14 protein-coding genes, 1 pseudogene and 1 riboswitch are annotated in these 17,632 nt (G+C 69.5%); of the genes and pseudogenes, 12 read left to right on the top strand and 3 right to left on the bottom strand.

Annotated elements, in window-relative coordinates:
• Window positions 1–163: 163 nt before the first annotated feature.
• Genes OIE40_RS12470 through OIE40_RS12450 form a run of 5 tightly spaced genes read left to right on the top strand, consistent with a single transcriptional unit; the run spans window position 164 to window position 8,217 of the window.
• Window positions 164–3,895, top strand: a complete 3,732-nt coding sequence (locus OIE40_RS12470; RefSeq protein WP_264702733.1) for a nitrate reductase subunit alpha — start codon at window positions 164–166, stop codon at window positions 3,893–3,895.
• The gene (narH, locus tag OIE40_RS12465; protein WP_264702731.1) at window positions 3,895–5,535 is read left to right on the top strand and encodes a nitrate reductase subunit beta; all 1,641 of its coding nucleotides are present in this window, start codon (window positions 3,895–3,897) and stop codon (window positions 5,533–5,535) included. Before OIE40_RS12470 ends, narH begins: the two co-directional genes overlap by 1 nt.
• Window positions 5,532–6,236 carry a nitrate reductase molybdenum cofactor assembly chaperone gene (gene narJ / locus OIE40_RS12460; RefSeq protein WP_264702729.1) on the top strand — a complete coding sequence of 235 codons (705 nt, stop codon included), beginning with the start codon at window positions 5,532–5,534 and terminating at the stop codon, window positions 6,234–6,236. The genes narH and narJ overlap by 4 nt, the downstream gene beginning before the upstream one ends.
• Complete coding sequence (narI, locus tag OIE40_RS12455) at window positions 6,233–6,997, top strand: respiratory nitrate reductase subunit gamma (protein WP_264702727.1); 765 nt, start codon at window positions 6,233–6,235, stop codon at window positions 6,995–6,997. The genes narJ and narI overlap by 4 nt, the downstream gene beginning before the upstream one ends.
• Complete coding sequence (locus OIE40_RS12450) at window positions 6,994–8,217, top strand: MFS transporter (protein WP_264702725.1); 1,224 nt, start codon at window positions 6,994–6,996, stop codon at window positions 8,215–8,217. Before narI ends, OIE40_RS12450 begins: the two co-directional genes overlap by 4 nt.
• A gap of 52 nt (window positions 8,218–8,269) precedes the next feature.
• On the opposite strand, the gene OIE40_RS12445 is transcribed toward OIE40_RS12450, so the two are convergent.
• The gene (locus OIE40_RS12445) at window positions 8,270–8,791 is read right to left on the bottom strand and encodes a MogA/MoaB family molybdenum cofactor biosynthesis protein (RefSeq protein WP_264702723.1); all 522 of its coding nucleotides are present in this window, start codon (window positions 8,789–8,791) and stop codon (window positions 8,270–8,272) included.
• On the bottom strand, window positions 8,788–9,414 hold the full coding sequence (locus tag OIE40_RS12440) for a helix-turn-helix domain-containing protein (RefSeq protein ID WP_264702721.1): 627 nt from the start codon (window positions 9,412–9,414) through the stop codon (window positions 8,788–8,790). The genes OIE40_RS12445 and OIE40_RS12440 overlap by 4 nt, the downstream gene beginning before the upstream one ends.
• A 54-nt stretch (window positions 9,415–9,468) precedes the next feature.
• On the opposite strand from OIE40_RS12440, the gene OIE40_RS12435 reads away from it, so the two are divergent.
• From OIE40_RS12435 to OIE40_RS12405, 7 genes and pseudogenes are all read left to right on the top strand, one after another.
• Window positions 9,469–9,972 (top strand): hemerythrin domain-containing protein, encoded by a 504-nt coding sequence (locus OIE40_RS12435; protein ID WP_264702719.1) that lies wholly within the window; start codon window positions 9,469–9,471, stop codon window positions 9,970–9,972.
• The gene (locus tag OIE40_RS12430) at window positions 9,969–12,596 is read left to right on the top strand and encodes a multicopper oxidase domain-containing protein (RefSeq protein ID WP_264702717.1); all 2,628 of its coding nucleotides are present in this window, start codon (window positions 9,969–9,971) and stop codon (window positions 12,594–12,596) included. The genes OIE40_RS12435 and OIE40_RS12430 overlap by 4 nt, the downstream gene beginning before the upstream one ends.
• Window positions 12,597–12,740: 144 nt before the next feature.
• Window positions 12,741–14,046 (top strand): annotated as a pseudogene (locus OIE40_RS12425) (ISL3 family transposase).
• 131 nt (window positions 14,047–14,177) lie between these two features.
• Window positions 14,178–14,822 (top strand): hypothetical protein, encoded by a 645-nt coding sequence (locus tag OIE40_RS12420; protein ID WP_264702715.1) that lies wholly within the window; start codon window positions 14,178–14,180, stop codon window positions 14,820–14,822.
• A gap of 10 nt (window positions 14,823–14,832) precedes the next feature.
• Window positions 14,833–15,120, top strand: a complete 288-nt coding sequence (locus tag OIE40_RS12415) for a hypothetical protein (RefSeq protein ID WP_264702703.1) — start codon at window positions 14,833–14,835, stop codon at window positions 15,118–15,120.
• A 131-nt stretch (window positions 15,121–15,251) separates the two neighbouring features.
• The gene (locus tag OIE40_RS12410) at window positions 15,252–15,710 is read left to right on the top strand and encodes an ArdC-like ssDNA-binding domain-containing protein (RefSeq protein ID WP_264702701.1); all 459 of its coding nucleotides are present in this window, start codon (window positions 15,252–15,254) and stop codon (window positions 15,708–15,710) included.
• 58 nt (window positions 15,711–15,768) lie between these two features.
• Window positions 15,769–17,076, top strand: a complete 1,308-nt coding sequence (locus OIE40_RS12405) for an ISL3 family transposase (protein WP_264702700.1) — start codon at window positions 15,769–15,771, stop codon at window positions 17,074–17,076.
• A 57-nt stretch (window positions 17,077–17,133) separates the two neighbouring features.
• Here the strand turns inward: OIE40_RS12405 and OIE40_RS12400 are convergent, their stop codons facing one another.
• Entirely contained in the window at window positions 17,134–17,391 is a 258-nt protein-coding gene (locus OIE40_RS12400; protein ID WP_264702699.1) for a hypothetical protein, read from the bottom strand.
• A riboswitch (cobalamin riboswitch) is annotated at window positions 17,357–17,544 on the bottom strand. (Overlaps the previous gene by 35 nt.)
• Window positions 17,545–17,632 lie beyond the last annotated feature (88 nt).

Below are 17,632 nucleotides of genomic sequence, written 5' to 3'. Positions count from 1 at the left end.
CATGACGCACCCCGCATGGTCACATTCTCCCGCATCGGCTCCACCTGCGGTGTTGGCCGCCGACCGGCGACGGCCCGGGGGGAGCGGGCTCGACCCGGTGAAAAGTTCTGAGTTATTCGTGCAAACTCTCGCGCAGGGGCATCCGCAGTGGTTGCATTGCGCCATGACAACAGAGCGCGCACAGGTGGACGGGCCCGCGGCCGACGCTCTGCTGAGGCTTGGCCGCTACTTCACCAAGTGGGACGAGACCGACGACCACCGCGCGGTCTTCCGTGAGGGCGGACGCCAGGGTGACGTCTTCTATCGCGACCGCTGGAGCCACGACAAGGTGGTTCGTTCCACCCACGGGGTGAACTGCACCGGTTCGTGCTCGTGGAAGGTCTACGTCAAGGACGGCATCATCACCTGGGAGTCGCAGCAGACCGACTACCCGACGACGGGGCCCGACCGGCCGGAGTACGAGCCCCGCGGCTGCCCCCGCGGCGCCGCCTTCTCGTGGTACACCTACTCGCCGACCCGGGTGCGCTACCCGTACGGCCGCGGCGTCCTGGTCGAGGCCTACCGGGCCGCGAAGGCCCGCAACGACGGCGACCCGGTCAAGGCGTTCGCCGAGATCTCCACCGATCCCGAGACCCGGCGCCGCTACCAGCGCGCTCGCGGCAAGGGCGGCCTGGTGCGGATCACCTGGGACGAGGCGATCGAGATCGCCGCGGCGTCCTACGTGCACACGATCAAGACCTACGGCCCAGACCGCTGCGTCAGCTTCTCGCCGATCCCGGCCATGTCGATGGTGTCGCACGCCATCGGCACCCGGTTCAACCACCTGATCGGCGGGGCGATGACCTCGTTCTACGACTGGTACGCCGACCTGCCGGTCGCCAGCCCACAGGTCTTCGGCGACCAGACCGACGTGCCCGAGTCCGGCGACTGGTGGGACTCGACCTACCTGATGATGTGGGGCTCGAACGTCCCGGTCACCCGCACCCCGGACGCGCACTGGATGGCCGAGGTGCGCTACCGCGGCACCAAGGTGGTCACGGTCAGCCCGGACTACGCCGACAACGTCAAGTTCGCCGACGAATGGCTGCCCGCCCAGGCCGGCACCGACGCTGCGCTGGCGATGGCGATGGGCCACGTCATCCTCAAGGAGAACTTCGTCGAGCGGCAGGTGCCGTTCTTCACCGACTACGTGACGAAGTACACCGACCTGACCATGCTGGTCACCCTGGTCGAACACCCCGACGGCCACGGACTGACCGCTGCCAAGTTCGTCACCGCCGCCGACCTGGCTGCCGCCGGGCTGGCCGGGCGTGACGACCGTCCCGATCCCGGTTTCCGCACCGTGCTGTGGGACACCGCGGCCAACGCTCCGGCGGCCCCCAACGGCACGATGGGCGACCGCTACAACGAGGCCGGCAAGGGCAACTGGAACCTCGACCTGGGCAAGTTGCGGCCGGCGCTGTCGCTGATCGACGTCGAGGGTGCCGAACCCGTCGAGATCGCCCTGCCCTGCTTCGAGGACCCGCGCGGTGAGGGCACCATCATCCGCCGCGGCGTCCCCACCGTGCGGGTCGGGGAGCAGCTGGTCACCACCGTGTTCGACCTGATGCTGGCCCAGTACGGGGTCGGTCGCGACGGCCTGCCCGGCACCTGGCCGGCCGGCTACGACGACCCGACCGTTCCGTACACCCCCGCCTGGCAGGCGCCGATCACCTCCGTGCCGGCCGAGGCGTGCCTGCGGATCGCCCGCGAGTTCGCCAAGAACTCCGAGGACTCCCAGGGCCGCACGATGATCATCATCGGCGCCGGCATCTGTCACTGGTTCCACGCCGACGTCACCTACCGGGCGATCATCGCGCTGCTGATGCTGACCGGCTCGATCGGCCGCAACGGCGGCGGCTGGGCACACTACGTCGGCCAGGAGAAGTGCCGGCCGATGACCGGCTGGTTCAACCTGGCCAACGCGCTGGACTGGTCGCGTCCGCCGCGCACCATGATCGGCACCGGCTACTGGTACATGCACACCGACCAGTGGCGCACCGACGGCTACTCGGCCGACCGGGTCAAGTCGCCGCTGTCCACCGGTCACCTCGACGGTCTGCACACCGCCGACGCGATGGCGCTCAGCCACCGGCTCGGCTGGATGCCGTTCTACCCGCAGTTCGACCGCAATCCGCTCGATCTGGCCGACGAGGCCAAGGCCGCGGTGGCCGCAGGCGAGGCCGAGAGCGTCGGCGACTGGGTCGCCGGCAGGCTCAAGGACGGCTCACTGAGCACCGCGTTGGAGGACATCGACGCCCCCGAGAACTGGCCGCGGACGATGGTGGTGTGGCGGTCGAACCTGTTCGGCTCCTCGGCCAAGGGCAACGAGTACTTCCTCAAGCACCTGCTCGGCACCGGCGCCAACCTGATGCCCAACCAGCACGCCGCCGAGGTCAGGCCGACGGTGGTGACGTTCCGCGAGGAGGCGCCCGAGGGCAAGCTCGACCTGCTGATCAGCGCCGACTTCCGGATGACCTCAACGACGCTGCTGTCCGACATCGTTTTCCCGGCCGCCACCTGGTACGAGAAGTACGACCTGTCCAGCACCGACATGCACCCGTTCGTGCACGCCTTCACCCCGGCGATCGATCCGCCCTGGGAAGCAAAGAGCGACTTCGACTTCTTCGTGCTGCTGTCGCGGGCGATCTCGGAGCTGGCCAGGGGCCGGCTCGACACCCGCTCCGACTTGGTCGCGGTGCCGATGCAGCACGACACCCCCGGCCAGATCGCCCAGCCGGGCGGCCACGTCCCCGACTGGCGCGGCACCGACCTGCCGGCCGTGCCGGGACGCAACCTGCCGGCGCTGATGGTGGTCGAGCGTGACTACACCGCGCTCGCCGACAAGCTGCTGGCCGTCGGACCGCTGGCCGACCGGCTCGGCTTCACGGTGAAGAACATCACCTACGACGTCAAGGGCTCGGTCGAGCTGCTCGGCAGGGCGCACGGCGTGATGCCGTCGGGGCCGGCGGCGGGGCGTCCGGCGATCGACACCGACGCCCGGCTGGCCGAGGCGATCCTGGCCTTCTCAGGCACCACCAACGGCGCGTTGGCCACCCAGGGCTTCCACGATCTCGAAGCCAAGACCGGACGAGACCTGGTCGACCTGTCCGAGGGTCAGGAGGAGCGGCGGATCACGTTCAGGCAGACCCAGGAGGCGCCGCAGCCGGTGATCACCTCGCCGGAGTGGTCGGGTTCGGAGACCGGCGGGCGCCGCTACGCCGCCTTCACGATCAACACCGAACGGCTCAAGCCGTGGCACACCCTCTCGGGCCGGATGCACTTCTTCCTCGACCACGACTGGCTGATCGACGCCGGCGAACAGTTGCCCACCTTCCGTCCGCCGCTGGACATGACCAGGGCTTTCGGCGAGCCGGAGCTGGGCCCGACCGGCGAGAAAGCGATCACGCTGCGCTACCTGACCGTGCACAACAAGTGGTCGATCCACTCCGAGTACCAGGACAACCTCTTCATGCTCAGCCTGGGCCGGGGTGGCCCCCAGGCGTGGCTGAGCGTCGCCGACGCGGCGTCCATCGGGGTGGCCGACAACGACTGGATCGAGCTGACCAACGCCAACGGGGTGTTCGTGGCCCGAGCCGTGGTCACCCACAAGCTGCCCGACGGCATCTGCTTCGTCCAGCACGCGCAGGAGCGCACCATCGACGTCCCCAAGTCGGAGGCGACCGGCAAACGCGGCGGCATCCACAACTCGGTGACCCGCATCCTGCTCAAGCCGACCCACCTGATCGGTGCCTACGCGCACCTGTCCTACGCGTTCAACTACCTCGGCCCGACCGGGGTGCAGCGCGACATCGTCTCAACGGTCCGGCGGCGTTCGCAGGAGGTGACGTACTGATGAGGATCATGGCGCAGGTCGGCATGGTGATGAACCTCGACAAGTGCATCGGCTGCCACACCTGCTCGGTCACCTGCAAGCAGGCCTGGACGAACCGGGCCGGCACCGAGTACGTGTGGTTCAACAACGTCGAGACCCGGCCCGGGCTGGGCTATCCGCGGCGTTACGAGGACCAGGAAAAGTGGCGCGGCGGCTGGGTGCGCACCAAGTCCGGCGGGATCAAACTGCGTAGTGGCGGGCGCTTCCAGAAGCTGCTGAGCATCTTCGCCTCGCCGGTGCAGCCCGAACTCGACGACTACTACGAGCCGTGGACCTACGACTACCAGACGCTGGTCTCGGCGCCGCTCGGCGACGACTTCCCGGTGGCCCGGCCCAAGTCGCTGATCACCGGCCAGGACACCGCGATCACCTGGAGCGCCAACTGGGACGACTCGCTCGGTGGGGTGGCCGAGCTCGGCGAGGCCGACCCGATCGTGGAGAAGCTGCGGACCCAGGCCAACGAGCAGATCAGGTTCGAGTACGAGAAGAGCTTCATGTTCTTCCTGCCCCGGATCTGCGAGCACTGCCTCAACCCGTCCTGCATGGCGTCCTGCCCGTCCGGGGCGATCTACAAGCGCGCCGAGGACGGCATCGTGCTGGTCGACCAGGACCGCTGCCGGGGCTGGCGGCAGTGCATCACCGGCTGCCCGTACAAGAAGATCTACTTCAACCACCGCTCGGGCAAGGCCGAGAAGTGCACCTTCTGCTACCCGCGGCTCGAAGTGGGGCTGCCGACGGTGTGCGCCGAGACCTGCGTGGGCCGGCTGCGCTACGTCGGCATCGTGCTCTACGACGCGGACGCCGTGACGGCGGCGGCGTCCGCCCCCGATGACCAGCTGTATCAGTCCCAGCTCGACCTGCTGCTCGACCCGCGCGACCCCGAGGTGATCGCCGCGGCCCGGGCCGCCGGGATGGCCGACGACTGGATCGCCGCCGCCCAACGCTCGCCGATCTACGCGCTGATCAAGCACTTCAAGGTCGCGCTGCCGCTGCACCCGGAGTACCGGACGATGCCGATGGTCTGGTACATCCCGCCGCTGTCCCCGGTGGTCGACCTGCTGCGCGGCCAGGGCCATGACGCCGAGGCCGCCGGCAACCTGTTCGGGGCGATCGACGCGCTGCGGATCCCGGTCGGGTACCTGGCCGAACTGTTCACAGGCGGTGACACCGAACTGGTCACCGACGTGCTGCACAAGCTGGCCGCGATGCGCTCCTATATGCGCGGGGTGACGCTGGGAACCGGTCGCGACGCCGACCTGGCCGCCGCGGTCGGCATGACGCCCGAGGCGCTGGAGCAGCTGTACCGGCTGCTGGCGATCGCCAAGTACGAGGACCGCTACGTCATCCCGAAGGCGCATCGCGAGGAGGCGCACAACCTGGAGGAACTGGCCTGCTCGCTCGACTTCGAGGGCGGCCCCGGCATGTACGCCTCCGGGCCGTTCGGTGAGGCGTCCGGACGCCCGGTGCCGGTCGCGATCGAGACCTACACCGCGCTCAAGGCCCGGCAGAAGGCCGAGGAAGCGGCGTCGGCGGAGCAGTTGCACCACCGCACCGGGCTGCTCAACTGGGACGCCAACGAGGATGCGGGGGGCCAGCCGTGAGCCTGCTACGCCGCCTGCGCGGAGACACCCCGGATCACGCCCCACACGACGGTCACCGTGCCCGGGAGGCAGCCGCCGTCATCCCGGCGAACGCCGGGGTCTCGGACGCCGTCATCCACCAGGCCGCGGCCCTGGTGCTGTCCTACCCCGAGCAGGAACTGCTGGAGTCGCTGCCTACCATCGAACGGGCGCTGGCCGGTACCGCGGCTGCGGCGTCGTTCGCGCCGGTGCTGGCGCATCTGCGCGGCGACCGGCTGGCGGCGTTGCAGTCGTTCCACATCCAGGAGTTCGACCTGTCCCGGCGGCACAGCCTGCACCTCAGCTACTGGACCGACGGTGACACCAGGCGCCGTGGCGCCGTCCTGGCCGAGGTCAAGCAGGTGTACCGCGACTCCGGGTTGCTGGTCGACACCGGCGGGGAACTGCCCGACTACCTGCCGATGGCGCTTGAGTTCGCCGCCCGGGACGCCGGGCGCGGCCGAGGGCTGCTGGAGCGGTTCCGGGCCAGCCTGGAGCTGCTGCGGTTGGAACTCGGCGCCGACGACCTGCCGCACGCCGGCGTCCTGACTGCGATCTGTGACCTTCTGCCGGGCGACTCGCCGCGCAGCCGGGCCGAGGTGCAGGCCCGCTTCGGCCAGGCGCAACCCGTCGAACTGGTCGGCCTGGACCTGGTCACCACTCCCGGGAGGGCTGAGCGATGAATCCGCTCGACATCATGCTGTGGGGCGTACTGCCGTACCTGGTCGCGTTGGTGCTGGTGGCCGGCACCATCTGGCGCTACCGCTACGACCAGTTCGGCTGGACGACCCGCTCGTCGCAGCTGTACGAGTCGCGGCTGCTGCGGATCGCCTCGCCGATGTTCCACTACGGCCTGTTCGTGGTGCTGGTCGGTCACCTGATGGGGCTGCTGATCCCGAAGTCGTGGACCGACCTGGTGGTCAGCCAGGAGACCTATCACGCGGTCGCGCTGGGTGCGGGCACGGTGGCCGGCATCGCCACGCTGGCCGGCATCGCACTGCTCATCTACCGCCGCCGCACCACCGGCCCGGTCTTCCTGGCCACCACCCGCAACGACAAGTTGATGTACGTGGTGCTGGTGGCCGCGATCGTGCTGGGCATGCTGGCCACGCTGACCGGCGACCACACCCCGACCGGCGAGCACCACAACTACCGCGAGACCGTCTCGATCTGGTTCCGTTCGCTGCTGATCCTGCAGCCCGACGTGGAGGCGATGGCCGCCAGCACCTGGCAGTTCAAGGTGCATGTGCTGATGGGCTTCGCGCTGATCGTGCTGATGCCGTTCAGCCGGCTGGTGCACGCCTTCACCGTGCCGCTGCACTACCTGTTCCGTCCCTACATCGTGTACCGCAGCCGCGACGAGGTCCCTGCCGCGGCGTCCCACACCCGCGTCCGCGGCTGGGATCCGGTGGGTACCCGTGACCGAGAGCGAGGCAAGCGATGACCGAACAGCCCGCCGTGTACCAGGGACGCCTGGGCCAGGTGCTGCTGGCGACCCTGGCGTCGACCACCGGGTTCTGGGCCTGGATGTCGATCTCGCCGCTGCAGAAGACCTACGCCACCGAGATGGGTCTGAACGAGGGCCAGATCTCGCTGATGCTCGCGACCCCGGTGCTGGTCGGGGCGCTGGGCCGGGTGCTCACCGGGGCGATGACCGACCGGCTGGGCGGACGCCGGATGTTCGCCTACGTCCTGCTGGGAGCGGTGCCCGCGGTGTTGCTGGTGGCACTGGCCGGCAGCCTCAAGAGTTTCTGGCTGCTGATCGGGGCCGGCTTCTACCTCGGCGTCGCGGGCACCATCTTCGCGGTCGGCATCCCGTTCTCCAGCGCCTGGTACCCGCCGGGGCAACGCGGCTTCGCCAACGGCGTGTTCGGCATGGGCATGATCGGCACGGCGGTCTCGGCCTTCCTCACCCCGCGGCTGGCGGCCGGGATCGGGTACCTGAACACGCACCTGCTGATCGCGGCGGTGATGGCGGTGATGGCCGTCGTGGTGTGGTTCTGCATGAAGGAGTCGCCGGCCTGGCAGCCCAACCCGCGACCGGTGGTGCCCGTGGTGCTGGGGGCGCTGAAGCTGCCGATCACCTGGCAGATGTCGTTCCTGTACGCGATCGTGTTCGGTGGCTTCGTGGCCTTCTCGACCTATCTGCCGAAGTACCTGACGACCGTCTACCCCGACCAGGTCGACCAGATCGGCGCCGGAACCCGAATGGGCAGCTTCGTGATCGCCGCGGTGATCGCCCGCCCGATCGGTGGCATCCTCGCCGACAAGCTGGGAGCCAAGCTGATCACGGTGATCTCCCTGGTCGGGGTGGCCGCCCTGGCCTGGGTGGTGAGCCTGCAGCCGCCCGAGGGCATCGTCACCGGGGCCACCTTCCTCGCCATGGCCGCCGCGCTCGGCGTCGGGATGGGGTCCGTGTTCGGCTGGGTGCCACGCCTGGCACCCGCCGACAAGGTCGGCTCGGTCAGCGGGGTGGTGGCTGCCGCCGGCGGACTGGGCGGGTACTTCCCGCCGCTGGTGATGGGCGCCACCTACAACCCGCAGACCAACTCCTACGCGTTGGGGTTGTGGTTGCTGGTGATCACCGCCGGGCTGGCGATGGTGCTCGCCCTGCTCCTGCAACGCAGGCCGCGCTCGTCCGTGGAGGAGTCGGCGAAGGCCTGACCCGGGGCCGCCGTCCCGGCGCACGGGGGATGCGTCGGGGCGGCGGGAGGGCTCAGTGGTGCCCGGCGCCGTCCAGCCGGCCGACGATCTCGATCAGCAGCGGCCCGACCACCGCGATCGCGTCGCGCATCCCGCCGCGGGAGCCGGGAGCGGTCAGCACGAACGTGGGCCGGTCGTCGAGGATCACCCCGGCGACCTCGCGGGACAGCAGCGCCGCCGCCACCCTCGTCGCGCCACGGCGGCGGACCTCCTCGCAGATGCCGGGAAGCTGGTAGCTGAGCAGCGGCGCGACCGCGTCGACGGTGACGTCGGACGGTCCGACCCCCGTGCCGCCGCTGGTGATCACCACCCGGGCGCCGTCGTCGATGGCGGTGGTCACAGCCGCCCTGATGGCCGCCACGTCGTCCGGCACGGTCCGCAGGCTCGCCGCGGCCCCGTGGCCGGCCAGCGCGGCCACCGCCAGCGGGCCTGCCCGGTTCTCGTCCTGGCCGGCGGCGATCTCGTCGGACACTGTGATCACCGCGCAGCGCAGCGTGGCGTCCGGGATCTCACCCACCCGTTCGCTCGCGCTCACGCCGGCCGCACCAGGCAGGCGCCGGGCCGGGCGAACGGCAGCAGCCGCTGCGGGCTGTCGGCGATCGCGTCGATCATGCCCTGGTGGATGCCGCACACCACGTCGGGCCGGTGCACGGCCGCATCCAGCAACGGGCAGGTGCGCAGCGCGATCCCGTCGGCGTCCGGCTCGGGGGTGAAGCCCTGCCGGGTCAGGACGCCGACCAGGTCGTCGGTGCCCGCCGCTACCAGCCGGACGCCCCACCCCCGGCCTACCTCCCGCGCGGCCGTGCCCGGTTCGGGGCCGGACGCCAGGTGCTCGGCCATCGCCTCAAGCAGGGGATCCCACAGCTCCCGGTCGGGCGCCTCGCCGGCCACCTGTCGGCCGTCCAGGGTGGCCCGCCAGGCTCGCGCCGGCCGTCCCCGCCCGGACGCCGGTAGCGACGTCTCGGTGGCGAACCCGGCGCTGACCAGGTGTTCGAGCTGGGCGCGGGTGGTGTTCGGGTGGCCGCCCAGCGATTCGCTGAGCGCGGCCAGCGTGGCCGGAGCGTCGGCTGCGGCGAGAACCTTCAGCACCCGCAGTGCCGCCGCTCGGGGCCGGTCGGTGCGGGCCCGTCGGGGGCCGCGCGGTTGGGGCGTGCTCACCCGGCCATGCTAGTGATATTTTCTACAAGAAGCTATGTGAAAAAAGGAGTGTCGATGTGCAGCTACTGCGGATGTGACTCGATCGAGGTGATCGGGCGGTTCATGACCGAGCACGTGGAGATCATCAACGCCAACGGAGCGCTGCGGGCGGCGGTGGCCTCGGGTGAGCAGGCGGCGCTCGACACGGCGCGCGCGAGGGTGGCGGAGTTGCTGTGGCCGCACACGGTGGCGGAGGAGGCCGGACTGTTCACCGTGATGGCGCGCGACGAGGTGTACGCCGGCCACATCGCCACCCTGTGCGGCGAGCACGAGATGCTGGCCGGGTTGCTGGAGACCCTCGCCCCGGGGGACCGATTGGCGATGATGCACTTCGAGGACGCTCTGCGCGCCCACATCGACAAGGAGGACAACGGCCTGTTCCCGGCCGCGGCGATCGCGCTGGACGGACCGCAGTGGGAGGAGGTGCACGCGATCACCCCGCACTCCCACGACGGCGGCGAGTTGCACGTGCACGGTCACGGCGAGGCGGCGGGCCACCGGGACGACTCCACGCTGTGAGTCCCGCACCCCGCATCGGGGCGCGTGGCCGCTCCAGGCTCCGCGACCTGCCGCTGATCGGCTGGCTGGTCGTCGCCGTGCTGGTCGCCGTCGCCCACCGGTGGCTGACGGACGCCAACTGGCTGCTGCTGCACCTGGTACTGCTGGGAGCGCTGACCCACGCGATCGTGGTGTGGAGCTTCCACTTCGCCCAGACCCTGCTGCATCGGCCCGCGTCGGCGGCCGAAGCGCGGCGTCACACCCAGCGCCTCGCCCTGCTGCTGGCGGGTGCGTCGGCGGTGCTGGTGGGGGTACCCACCGCCTGGTGGCCGGTGACGCTTGTCGGCGGCCTGCTGGTCGCGGCGGCGGTCGGGTGGCACGCGACCGCGCTGACCGGCATGGTGCGGGCCGCCCTGCCGGCGCGGTTCCGGGTGAGCGTGCGGTACTACGTCGTGGCGTCCGGGTGCCTGCTGGTCGGCATCGGTCTGGGCGTGACGCTGGCCCTGGAGTGGCCCGACCCGTGGCACGGCCGGCTGCTGGTCGCACACGCCCTGGCGAACCTGCTCGGCTGGGTCGGGCTGACCGTGACGGGCACCCTGCTCACCCTGTGGCCGACCATGCTGCGGACCAGGATGGACGCCACCGCCGAGCGCTGGACCCGGCAGGCGCTGCCGGTCTTCGGCGGCGGAATCGCGATCGCCGTCGGTGGCGCGCTGGCCGGGGTGGGGTGGCTGGCGACCACCGGGCTGGTCTGCTACCTCGGCGCGCTGTCGCTGTGGGGGCGGGGGCTGGTGCGGCCGGTGCGGACCAGCCCGCCGCGCGAGTTCGCCGCCTCCTCGGTCGCAGCCTCGCTGGCCTGGCTGGTGATCGGGCTCGCCTGGGCGGGCTGGCTCCTGGTCACCGCAACCGACTGGGCGGCGGTGAGGCAGGGGTTCGTCTGGCCGGCAGCGGCGCTGGGCGCCGGTTTCGCGGTGCAACTGCTGACCGGTGCACTGTCCTATCTGTTGCCCGTGGTGCTGGGTGGGGGTCCGCGGGTGGCCCGAGCGGCGCAGGCCTGGTTCGACCGGGCGGGAGGCGTCCGGCTGATCGCGATCAACGGCGGCGTGGCCCTGTGGCTGCTGCCCAGCCCCAGCTGGGTCAAGGTCACAGGATCGCTGCTGGCGCTGCTCGCAGCCGCCTCGTTCCTGCCGCTGATGGCACTGGGCCTGCGCGCCGGCCTGGCTGCGCGCCGCCGACCCGCCGATGGGGCGACACCGTCCGACGAGGGCGGGCAGCGGCGGGCTCGGCCGACGATCTTCACCGGCGGTCAGCTGATCGCCGGCTGTACCACCCTGGCCGTCGCGCTCGTCATCGGCGTCGGTGTGGACCCCTCCGCGGCCGGCCTGACCGGGGCGTCCGGCGGGGCGGTGGCTTCGACCGGACGGGTGGTGCGGGTCGAGGTGACCGCCCACGATATGCACTTCAGCCCCGCGCAGGTGCAGGTGCGGCGCGGCGACCGGCTGGTGGTCGTCCTGATCAATGCCGACACCACCACCCACGACCTGGTGATCGGATCGGCGGCCAGCGGCCGGGTCGCACCGGGCGCACGGACCGAGCTCGACGCCGGCATCATCGGCGCCGCGCTCGAGGGCTACTGCTCGGTGGCCGGGCACAGGCTGATGGGGATGGTGTTCGATGTGGTGGTCGACGACCAGCCGGCCGCGCAACCGTCTTCGACCGCGTCGGACGGTGACGGTCACCCGATGCCCGCTGACACCGGGGCCGGGCCGGCGCGCATCGTCGACCCGGTGCTGCCACCGCTGGGTGGCGAGCGTGTGCACCGGCTGACGCTGACCGTGACCGAGGTGCCGCTCGAGGTGGCGCCGGGGGTGTGGCAGCGGCGCTGGACCTACAACGGCGGCCCGGTCGGTCCGGCGCTGCACGGCCGGGTGGGCGACGTGTTCGTGATCACCCTGGTCAACGACGGTTCGATGGGGCACTCGATCGACTTCCACGCCGGGGCCCTGGCCCCGGACCGGCCGATGCGCACCATCGAGCCGGGGCAGCGGCTCACCTACCGCTTCACCGCCACCCGGGCGGGGGTGTGGATGTACCACTGCTCGACGGCGCCGATGAGCGCCCACATCGCCGCCGGGATGACCGGGGCGGTGGTGATCGAACCCGACGGGCTGCCCGCCGCCGACCGGTCGTACCTGCTGGTGCAGTCCGAGGTGTACCTGCAGTCGACCGCCACCGACGCCGCCTCGGCCGCCGAGGTGGACGCCGCGCGCGCGCACGCGGCCGGCACCCCCGACCATGTGGTGTTCAACGGGGTCGCCAACGGCTACGACAGTGCGCCCCTGTCGGCGAAGGTGGGCGAGCGGGTGCGGCTGTGGGTCCTGGACGCGGGTCCGAACCGGTCGAGCAGCATCCACATCGTCGGCGGGCAGTTCGACACCGTCTACCGGGAGGGTGGCTACCGGCTCGACCGCGGCCGGGACGCCTTCGGAAACCGCTCGGGGGGCGCTCAGGTGCTCACTCTCGGACCGGCCGAGGGAGGTTTCGTCGAGGCGGTGTTCCACGAGCCCGGGCGGTACCCGCTGGTCAGTCACGTGATGGCCGACGCCGAGCGTGGCGCGCACGGCTACCTCGACGTCACCGACTGAGATTGGCCTGAAATGGGGACGGGGCTCATCACAATCGGGGGTGTAGGTGGGGTGTGATGGTGGGCGGCGCGTCGGTGCCGGGGTGAGGGTCGAGGTCTTCCGAGGATGGGGGTTCTCACACCAAACCATCCGGAAGACCTCGACGTGCCTGACGCTACCTTCGCTGCCCCTGACCTGACCACCTTCTGCCGGCTCGACGAGCTGGGCCTGGTTGCGGTTGGTCAACGAATCGAACCAGCACGGGCGGTGATCGCGTGCCGGGTTGTGGAGCCGGACGACTGGTGTCACCGCTGCGGCCAACGCGGTCTGCTGCGGGACACGGTGGTGCGTCGGCTCGCGCACGAGCCGCTCGGCTGGCGGCCGACCGTGCTGGAGGTGATCGTCCGCCGGTATCGGGGCGCCGACTGTCGCCATGTGTGGCGCCAGGACACCAGCCGGGCCGCCGAACCCAATGCCAGGCTGTCGCGGCGTGGCTTGCGGTGGGCGCTGGAGGGGATCGTGGTGCAGCACCTCACCGTGGCCCGGATCGCCGAGGGGCTGGACGTCAGTTGGAACACCGCCAACGCCGCGGTGCTGGCCGAGGGCAGACGGGTGCTGATCAACGACCCACAGCGGTTCGACGGGGTCACCACGATCGGGGTCGATGAGCACGTGTGGCGCCACACCCGCCGCGGCGACAAGTACGTCACCGTGATATCGACCTGACCGGCCCACGCACCGGCAAGGCCCCCGCGAGGCTGCTCGACATGGTCGAGGGCCGCTCCAAACAGGTGTTCAAGGCTTGGCTGGCTGAACGAGACCAGGCCTGGCGCGACGCCGTCGAGGTGGTCGCGATGGACGGCTTCACCGGGTTCAAGACCGCCACCACCAAGGAGTTGCCCGACGCGGTCGCGGTGATGGACCCGTACCACGTCGTCCGTCTCGCCGGCGACGCCCTCGACAAGTGCCGCCGCCGCATCCAGCAAGACCTCCACGGCCACCGCGGCCGTGCCGGCGACCCGCTCTACTCCGCCCGACGCACCCTGCACACCGGCACCAGCCTGCTCACCGACAAACAGAAGAACCGCCTCGAGCAGCTGTTCGCCGACGACGCCCACGTCGTCGTCGAGGTCACCTGGGCCGCCTACAGCTCATGGTCACCTCCTACCGCGACCCCGACCCTGTCCGCGGCCGCGACCTGATGAAACAACTCATCGCCAGCCTCAGCAGCGGCGTCCCCGCCGCGCTCGTCGAACTCCGATCGCTGGGCCGAACCCTGAAACAACGGACGGTCGACGTGCTCGCCTACTTCGACCGACCCGGCACATCCAACGGACTCACCGAGGCCATCAACGGCCGACTCGAACACCTCCGCGGATCACCCCTCGGCTTCCGGAACCTGACCAACTACATCGCCAGATCGCTACTCGAAACCGGCGGATTCAGATCCCAACTACACCGTGGATTGTGAAGAGCCTATTAAGTTCGCGCGTCCTAAATACTCATCCCTGCAAACGTATAGGTATCTTTTAGTTCGTGGGTTAGGATCGCCATCTTCGCTGGCCGCAACACCCTCCAAAGGCTAGCAAGAGAGGATTCCCCGTGTCCGTACCCAATGCCCGGACGGCCCGTCTCGTCCCACTGCTGCTCGCCTTGCTGTTCGGTCTCGTCCTTGTCACCGGCGCGCCAGCTACGCCTGCCCAGGCGGCGAGTTCCGCGTCCAGGGTGAAGACCTTGATCTCGAAGATCATCAAGTCGAAGCACCCGAAGAAGACCTACTACGCACTGCCGAAGAAGGATCGTGCGCTCGTCTACAAGGAGGTCAAGAAGGGCTCGATCAAGCTCCGCATCATCAAGTCGACGCCCTCAAACAGCGTGAGCCCCAACTCAGGGTCGACCGCGCGGTGCTGGCAGAAGACGTTGGAGTCGTCGTACTACGGGGGCGTGACGCGTAGCAGGCTCTTCTCTACGACCAACACCACGAACGTGTGCGTCAGCGGCGGCAGCGTTTCGTTGGTGAACTTGCCGCAGCGATTCCAGAGCGCGTTCTGGATCGGTTGGCAGCCCGATGGCGTTGACAAAGCAACATTCAATGCGGGCTGGGAAGGCCGAGGCGCGGCGCTGGGGAAGTTCAGCTGGGGAGCCGCTGGTTGGTACCCGTGGCACAAGACGCTGTGCGCACAACTGCGGCTGAATCGGGACTTCGTCCACTACGGGTGGTCAAGCGATTGCAAGGTCTACCCGTAAGATGGTGAGCATGGGCACCCCTGCGACGCCGACGACCGGGAAGCCAAGAGGCATCACCGCCCAGCTCTACAGCTGGGCGGTATTCCTCCTCGTCGTGATCGTGGCAACCTGGTTCCTCGGACCCTTCGCCCTGATGGTGCTGTCGGCGGTCGCCGGCGTCGCGCTGATCGTCACAGGTGTCCGCGCTAGCGGCTGGCCGCGCCCCGTCCTGATAGTGGCCGGGGCACTCCTTGTGGCACTGCCGGTGTTCGTCTTCATCGACCTAGCAACCGGCGGTTTTGTCATTACGGTGCGGTGAGCTTTTGCCATTGACCCGGCTAGAAGACGGGCTCATAATCGGCCTCAGCTTAAACGAGGCACCAATGCGTGAGGACGAGCAAGTCAACCCCTGAGCGAAACCCTACTCCCCCACAACCCAACTGGCCGGGCGTGCTGGAAGAAGCAACGACCATGCCCGGCCAGATGAGTGCCATCTACTCACGCTTCTATCGGTATAGCCTTGAAAATCAAGTTCTACTCTTCATGCAGGGCGTCCGTGAGCCGGTAAACACTTACCAATGCTGGCTCGACAGCGGTCGCCAGGTGAAGAAGGGCAGCAAGGCGCAGTACATCTTGCGGCCGATGTTCCGCAAAGAGCGCGATGAAGACACCGGCGAAGAGACGCAGCGCGTCGTTGGATTCAAACCCATCAACTGCCTCTTCGGTGCGTCCGAAACGGATGGGGATGAGTTACCCGGGTACGAGCCGCCAGAGTGGAGTGCCACCACGGCGCTCGGCGCCCTTGGCATCACCCGCGTCGCCTTCGAGATGACGGACGGCAACACGGCTCATCACAATCGGGGGTGTAGGCGGGGTGTGATCGTGGTCGGCGCGTCGGTGCTGGGGTGAGGGTCGAGGTCTTCCGAGGATGGGGGTTCTCACACCAACCCATCGGGAAGACCTCGACGTGCCTGACGCTGCCTTCGCGACGCCTGACCTGACCATCTTCTGCCGGCTCGATGAGTTGGGCCTTGTTGCGGTGGGCCAAATGGTCGAACCAGCACGGGCGGTGATCGCGTGCCGGGTGGTGGAGCCGGACGACTGGTGTCACCGCTGCGGCCAGCACGGCCTGCTGCGGGACACGGTGGTGCGTCGGCTCGCGCACGAGCTGCTGGGGTGGCGGCCGACCGTGCTGGAGGTGATCGTCAGGCGGTATCGGTGCGCCGACTGCCGTCACGTGTGGCGCCAGGACACGAGCCGGGCCGCGGAGGCCAAGGCCAGGCTGTCACGTCGCCGGCTGCGGTGGGCCCTGGAAGGGATCGTGGTGCAGCACCTCACCGTGGCCCGGATCGCCGAGGGACTCGCGGTGTCGTGGAACACCGCCAACGATGCGGTGCTCGCCGAAGGCAACCGGGTGCTGATCAACGACCCAACACGGTTCGGCGGTGTCACCACGATCGGGGTCGATGAGCACGTCTGGCGGCACACCCGCCGCGGCGACAAGTACGTGACGGTGATCATCGACCTGACCGGTCCCCGAACCGGCAAGGGGCCAGCCCGGTTGCTCGACATGGTCGAAGGCCGCTCGAAACAAGTGTTCAAGCAGTGGCTGGCTGAACGCGACCAGGCCTGGCGAGACAGCGTGGAAGTGGTCGCGATGGACGGGTTCACCGGCTTCAAGACCGCCACCACCGAAGAACTGCCTCAAGCGGTCGCGGTGATGGACCCCTTCCACGTCGTGAGGCTCGCCGGCGACGCCCTCGACAACTGCCGCCGCCGGATCCAGCAGGATCTGCACGGCCACCGCGGCCGGGCCGGTGACCCGCTCTATTCAGTTCGGCGGACCCTGCACACCGGCACGAGCCTGCTCACCGACAAACAGAAGAACCGGCTTGATGCCCTGTTCGCCGACGATGATCACGTCGCCGTCGAGGTCACCTGGGCCGCCTACCAGCGGATGATCACCGCTTACCGCGACCCCGACCCCGCTCGCGGCCGCGACCTCATGAACACGCTCATCACCAGCCTCGCCAGCGGCGTCCCAGCAGCGCTCGCCGAACTCCGCACCCTGGGCCGAACCCTGAAACTGCGAGCCAGTGACGTGCTGGCCTACTTCGACCGACCCGGCACCTCCAACGGCCCCACCGAAGCCATCAACGGACGACTCGAACACCTCCGCGGCTCAGCCCTCGGCTTCCGGAACCTGACCAACTACATCGCCAGATCACTACTCGAAACCGGCGGATTCAGACCCCACCTACACCCCCGATTGTGAAGAGCCTGAAAAGGAACCGTCCCCATTCCAGGTCAGGGCGGACGCTCCGGCCCGAGGTCAGGGGGTCACGGCAGCTCGTTCGCGGGCACGGGCCGCGCCCCGCACGAGCATCGCCAGCGACGCCTCGACCTCGGGCCAGGCTCGGGTCTTCAGCCCGCAGTCGGGGTTCACCCACAGTCGCTCGGCGGGCAGGGCTGCCATGGCGCTGGCGAGCAGCGCGTCGATCTCGTCGGCGTCCGGCACCCGGGGGGAGTGAATGTCCCACACGCCGGTGCCCACCTCGTTCGGGTAGTCGGCGGCGGCCAGCTCGGCCACGACCGCCGACCCCCGCCTTCCCGGATCACTCCAGTGGCGTTGCTGGGAGGTCGGCTCCCCACTCACAGTTGCGAGGACAGCCCCGGATTCGCACCGGGTTCCCGATCACTGCGGCAGCCACTACCGAAGCATGCCGGCGGGTGCAGCTGAAGGCGGTCTCACGCCGGGAGCGACGGCCGGACCCTGAAAACGGTGCACTCGTCTCGAGCCGGCCGCCCCATCGAGGCGGGACTCATCGAGG

Source organism: Micropruina sonneratiae (assembly GCF_025972045.1).
Classification (GTDB): domain Bacteria; phylum Actinomycetota; class Actinomycetes; order Propionibacteriales; family Propionibacteriaceae; genus Micropruina; species Micropruina sonneratiae.
Note: the sequence above shows the minus strand (reverse complement) of the source record. Positions and strands in the feature narration are given on the sequence as shown.

What these genes read in the sequence shown, in the direction of transcription:
- OIE40_RS12470 (WP_264702733.1), top strand. Translation starts at nt 164, where the DNA reads ATGACAACAGAGCGCGCACAGGTGGACGGGCCCGCGGCCGACGCTCTG.
- narH (WP_264702731.1), top strand. Translation starts at nt 3,895, where the DNA reads ATGAGGATCATGGCGCAGGTCGGCATGGTGATGAACCTCGACAAGTGC.
- narI (WP_264702727.1), top strand. Translation starts at nt 6,233, where the DNA reads ATGAATCCGCTCGACATCATGCTGTGGGGCGTACTGCCGTACCTGGTC.
- OIE40_RS12450 (WP_264702725.1), top strand. Translation starts at nt 6,994, where the DNA reads ATGACCGAACAGCCCGCCGTGTACCAGGGACGCCTGGGCCAGGTGCTG.
- OIE40_RS12435 (WP_264702719.1), top strand. Translation starts at nt 9,469, where the DNA reads ATGTGCAGCTACTGCGGATGTGACTCGATCGAGGTGATCGGGCGGTTC.
- OIE40_RS12415 (WP_264702703.1), top strand. Translation starts at nt 14,833, where the DNA reads ATGGGCACCCCTGCGACGCCGACGACCGGGAAGCCAAGAGGCATCACC.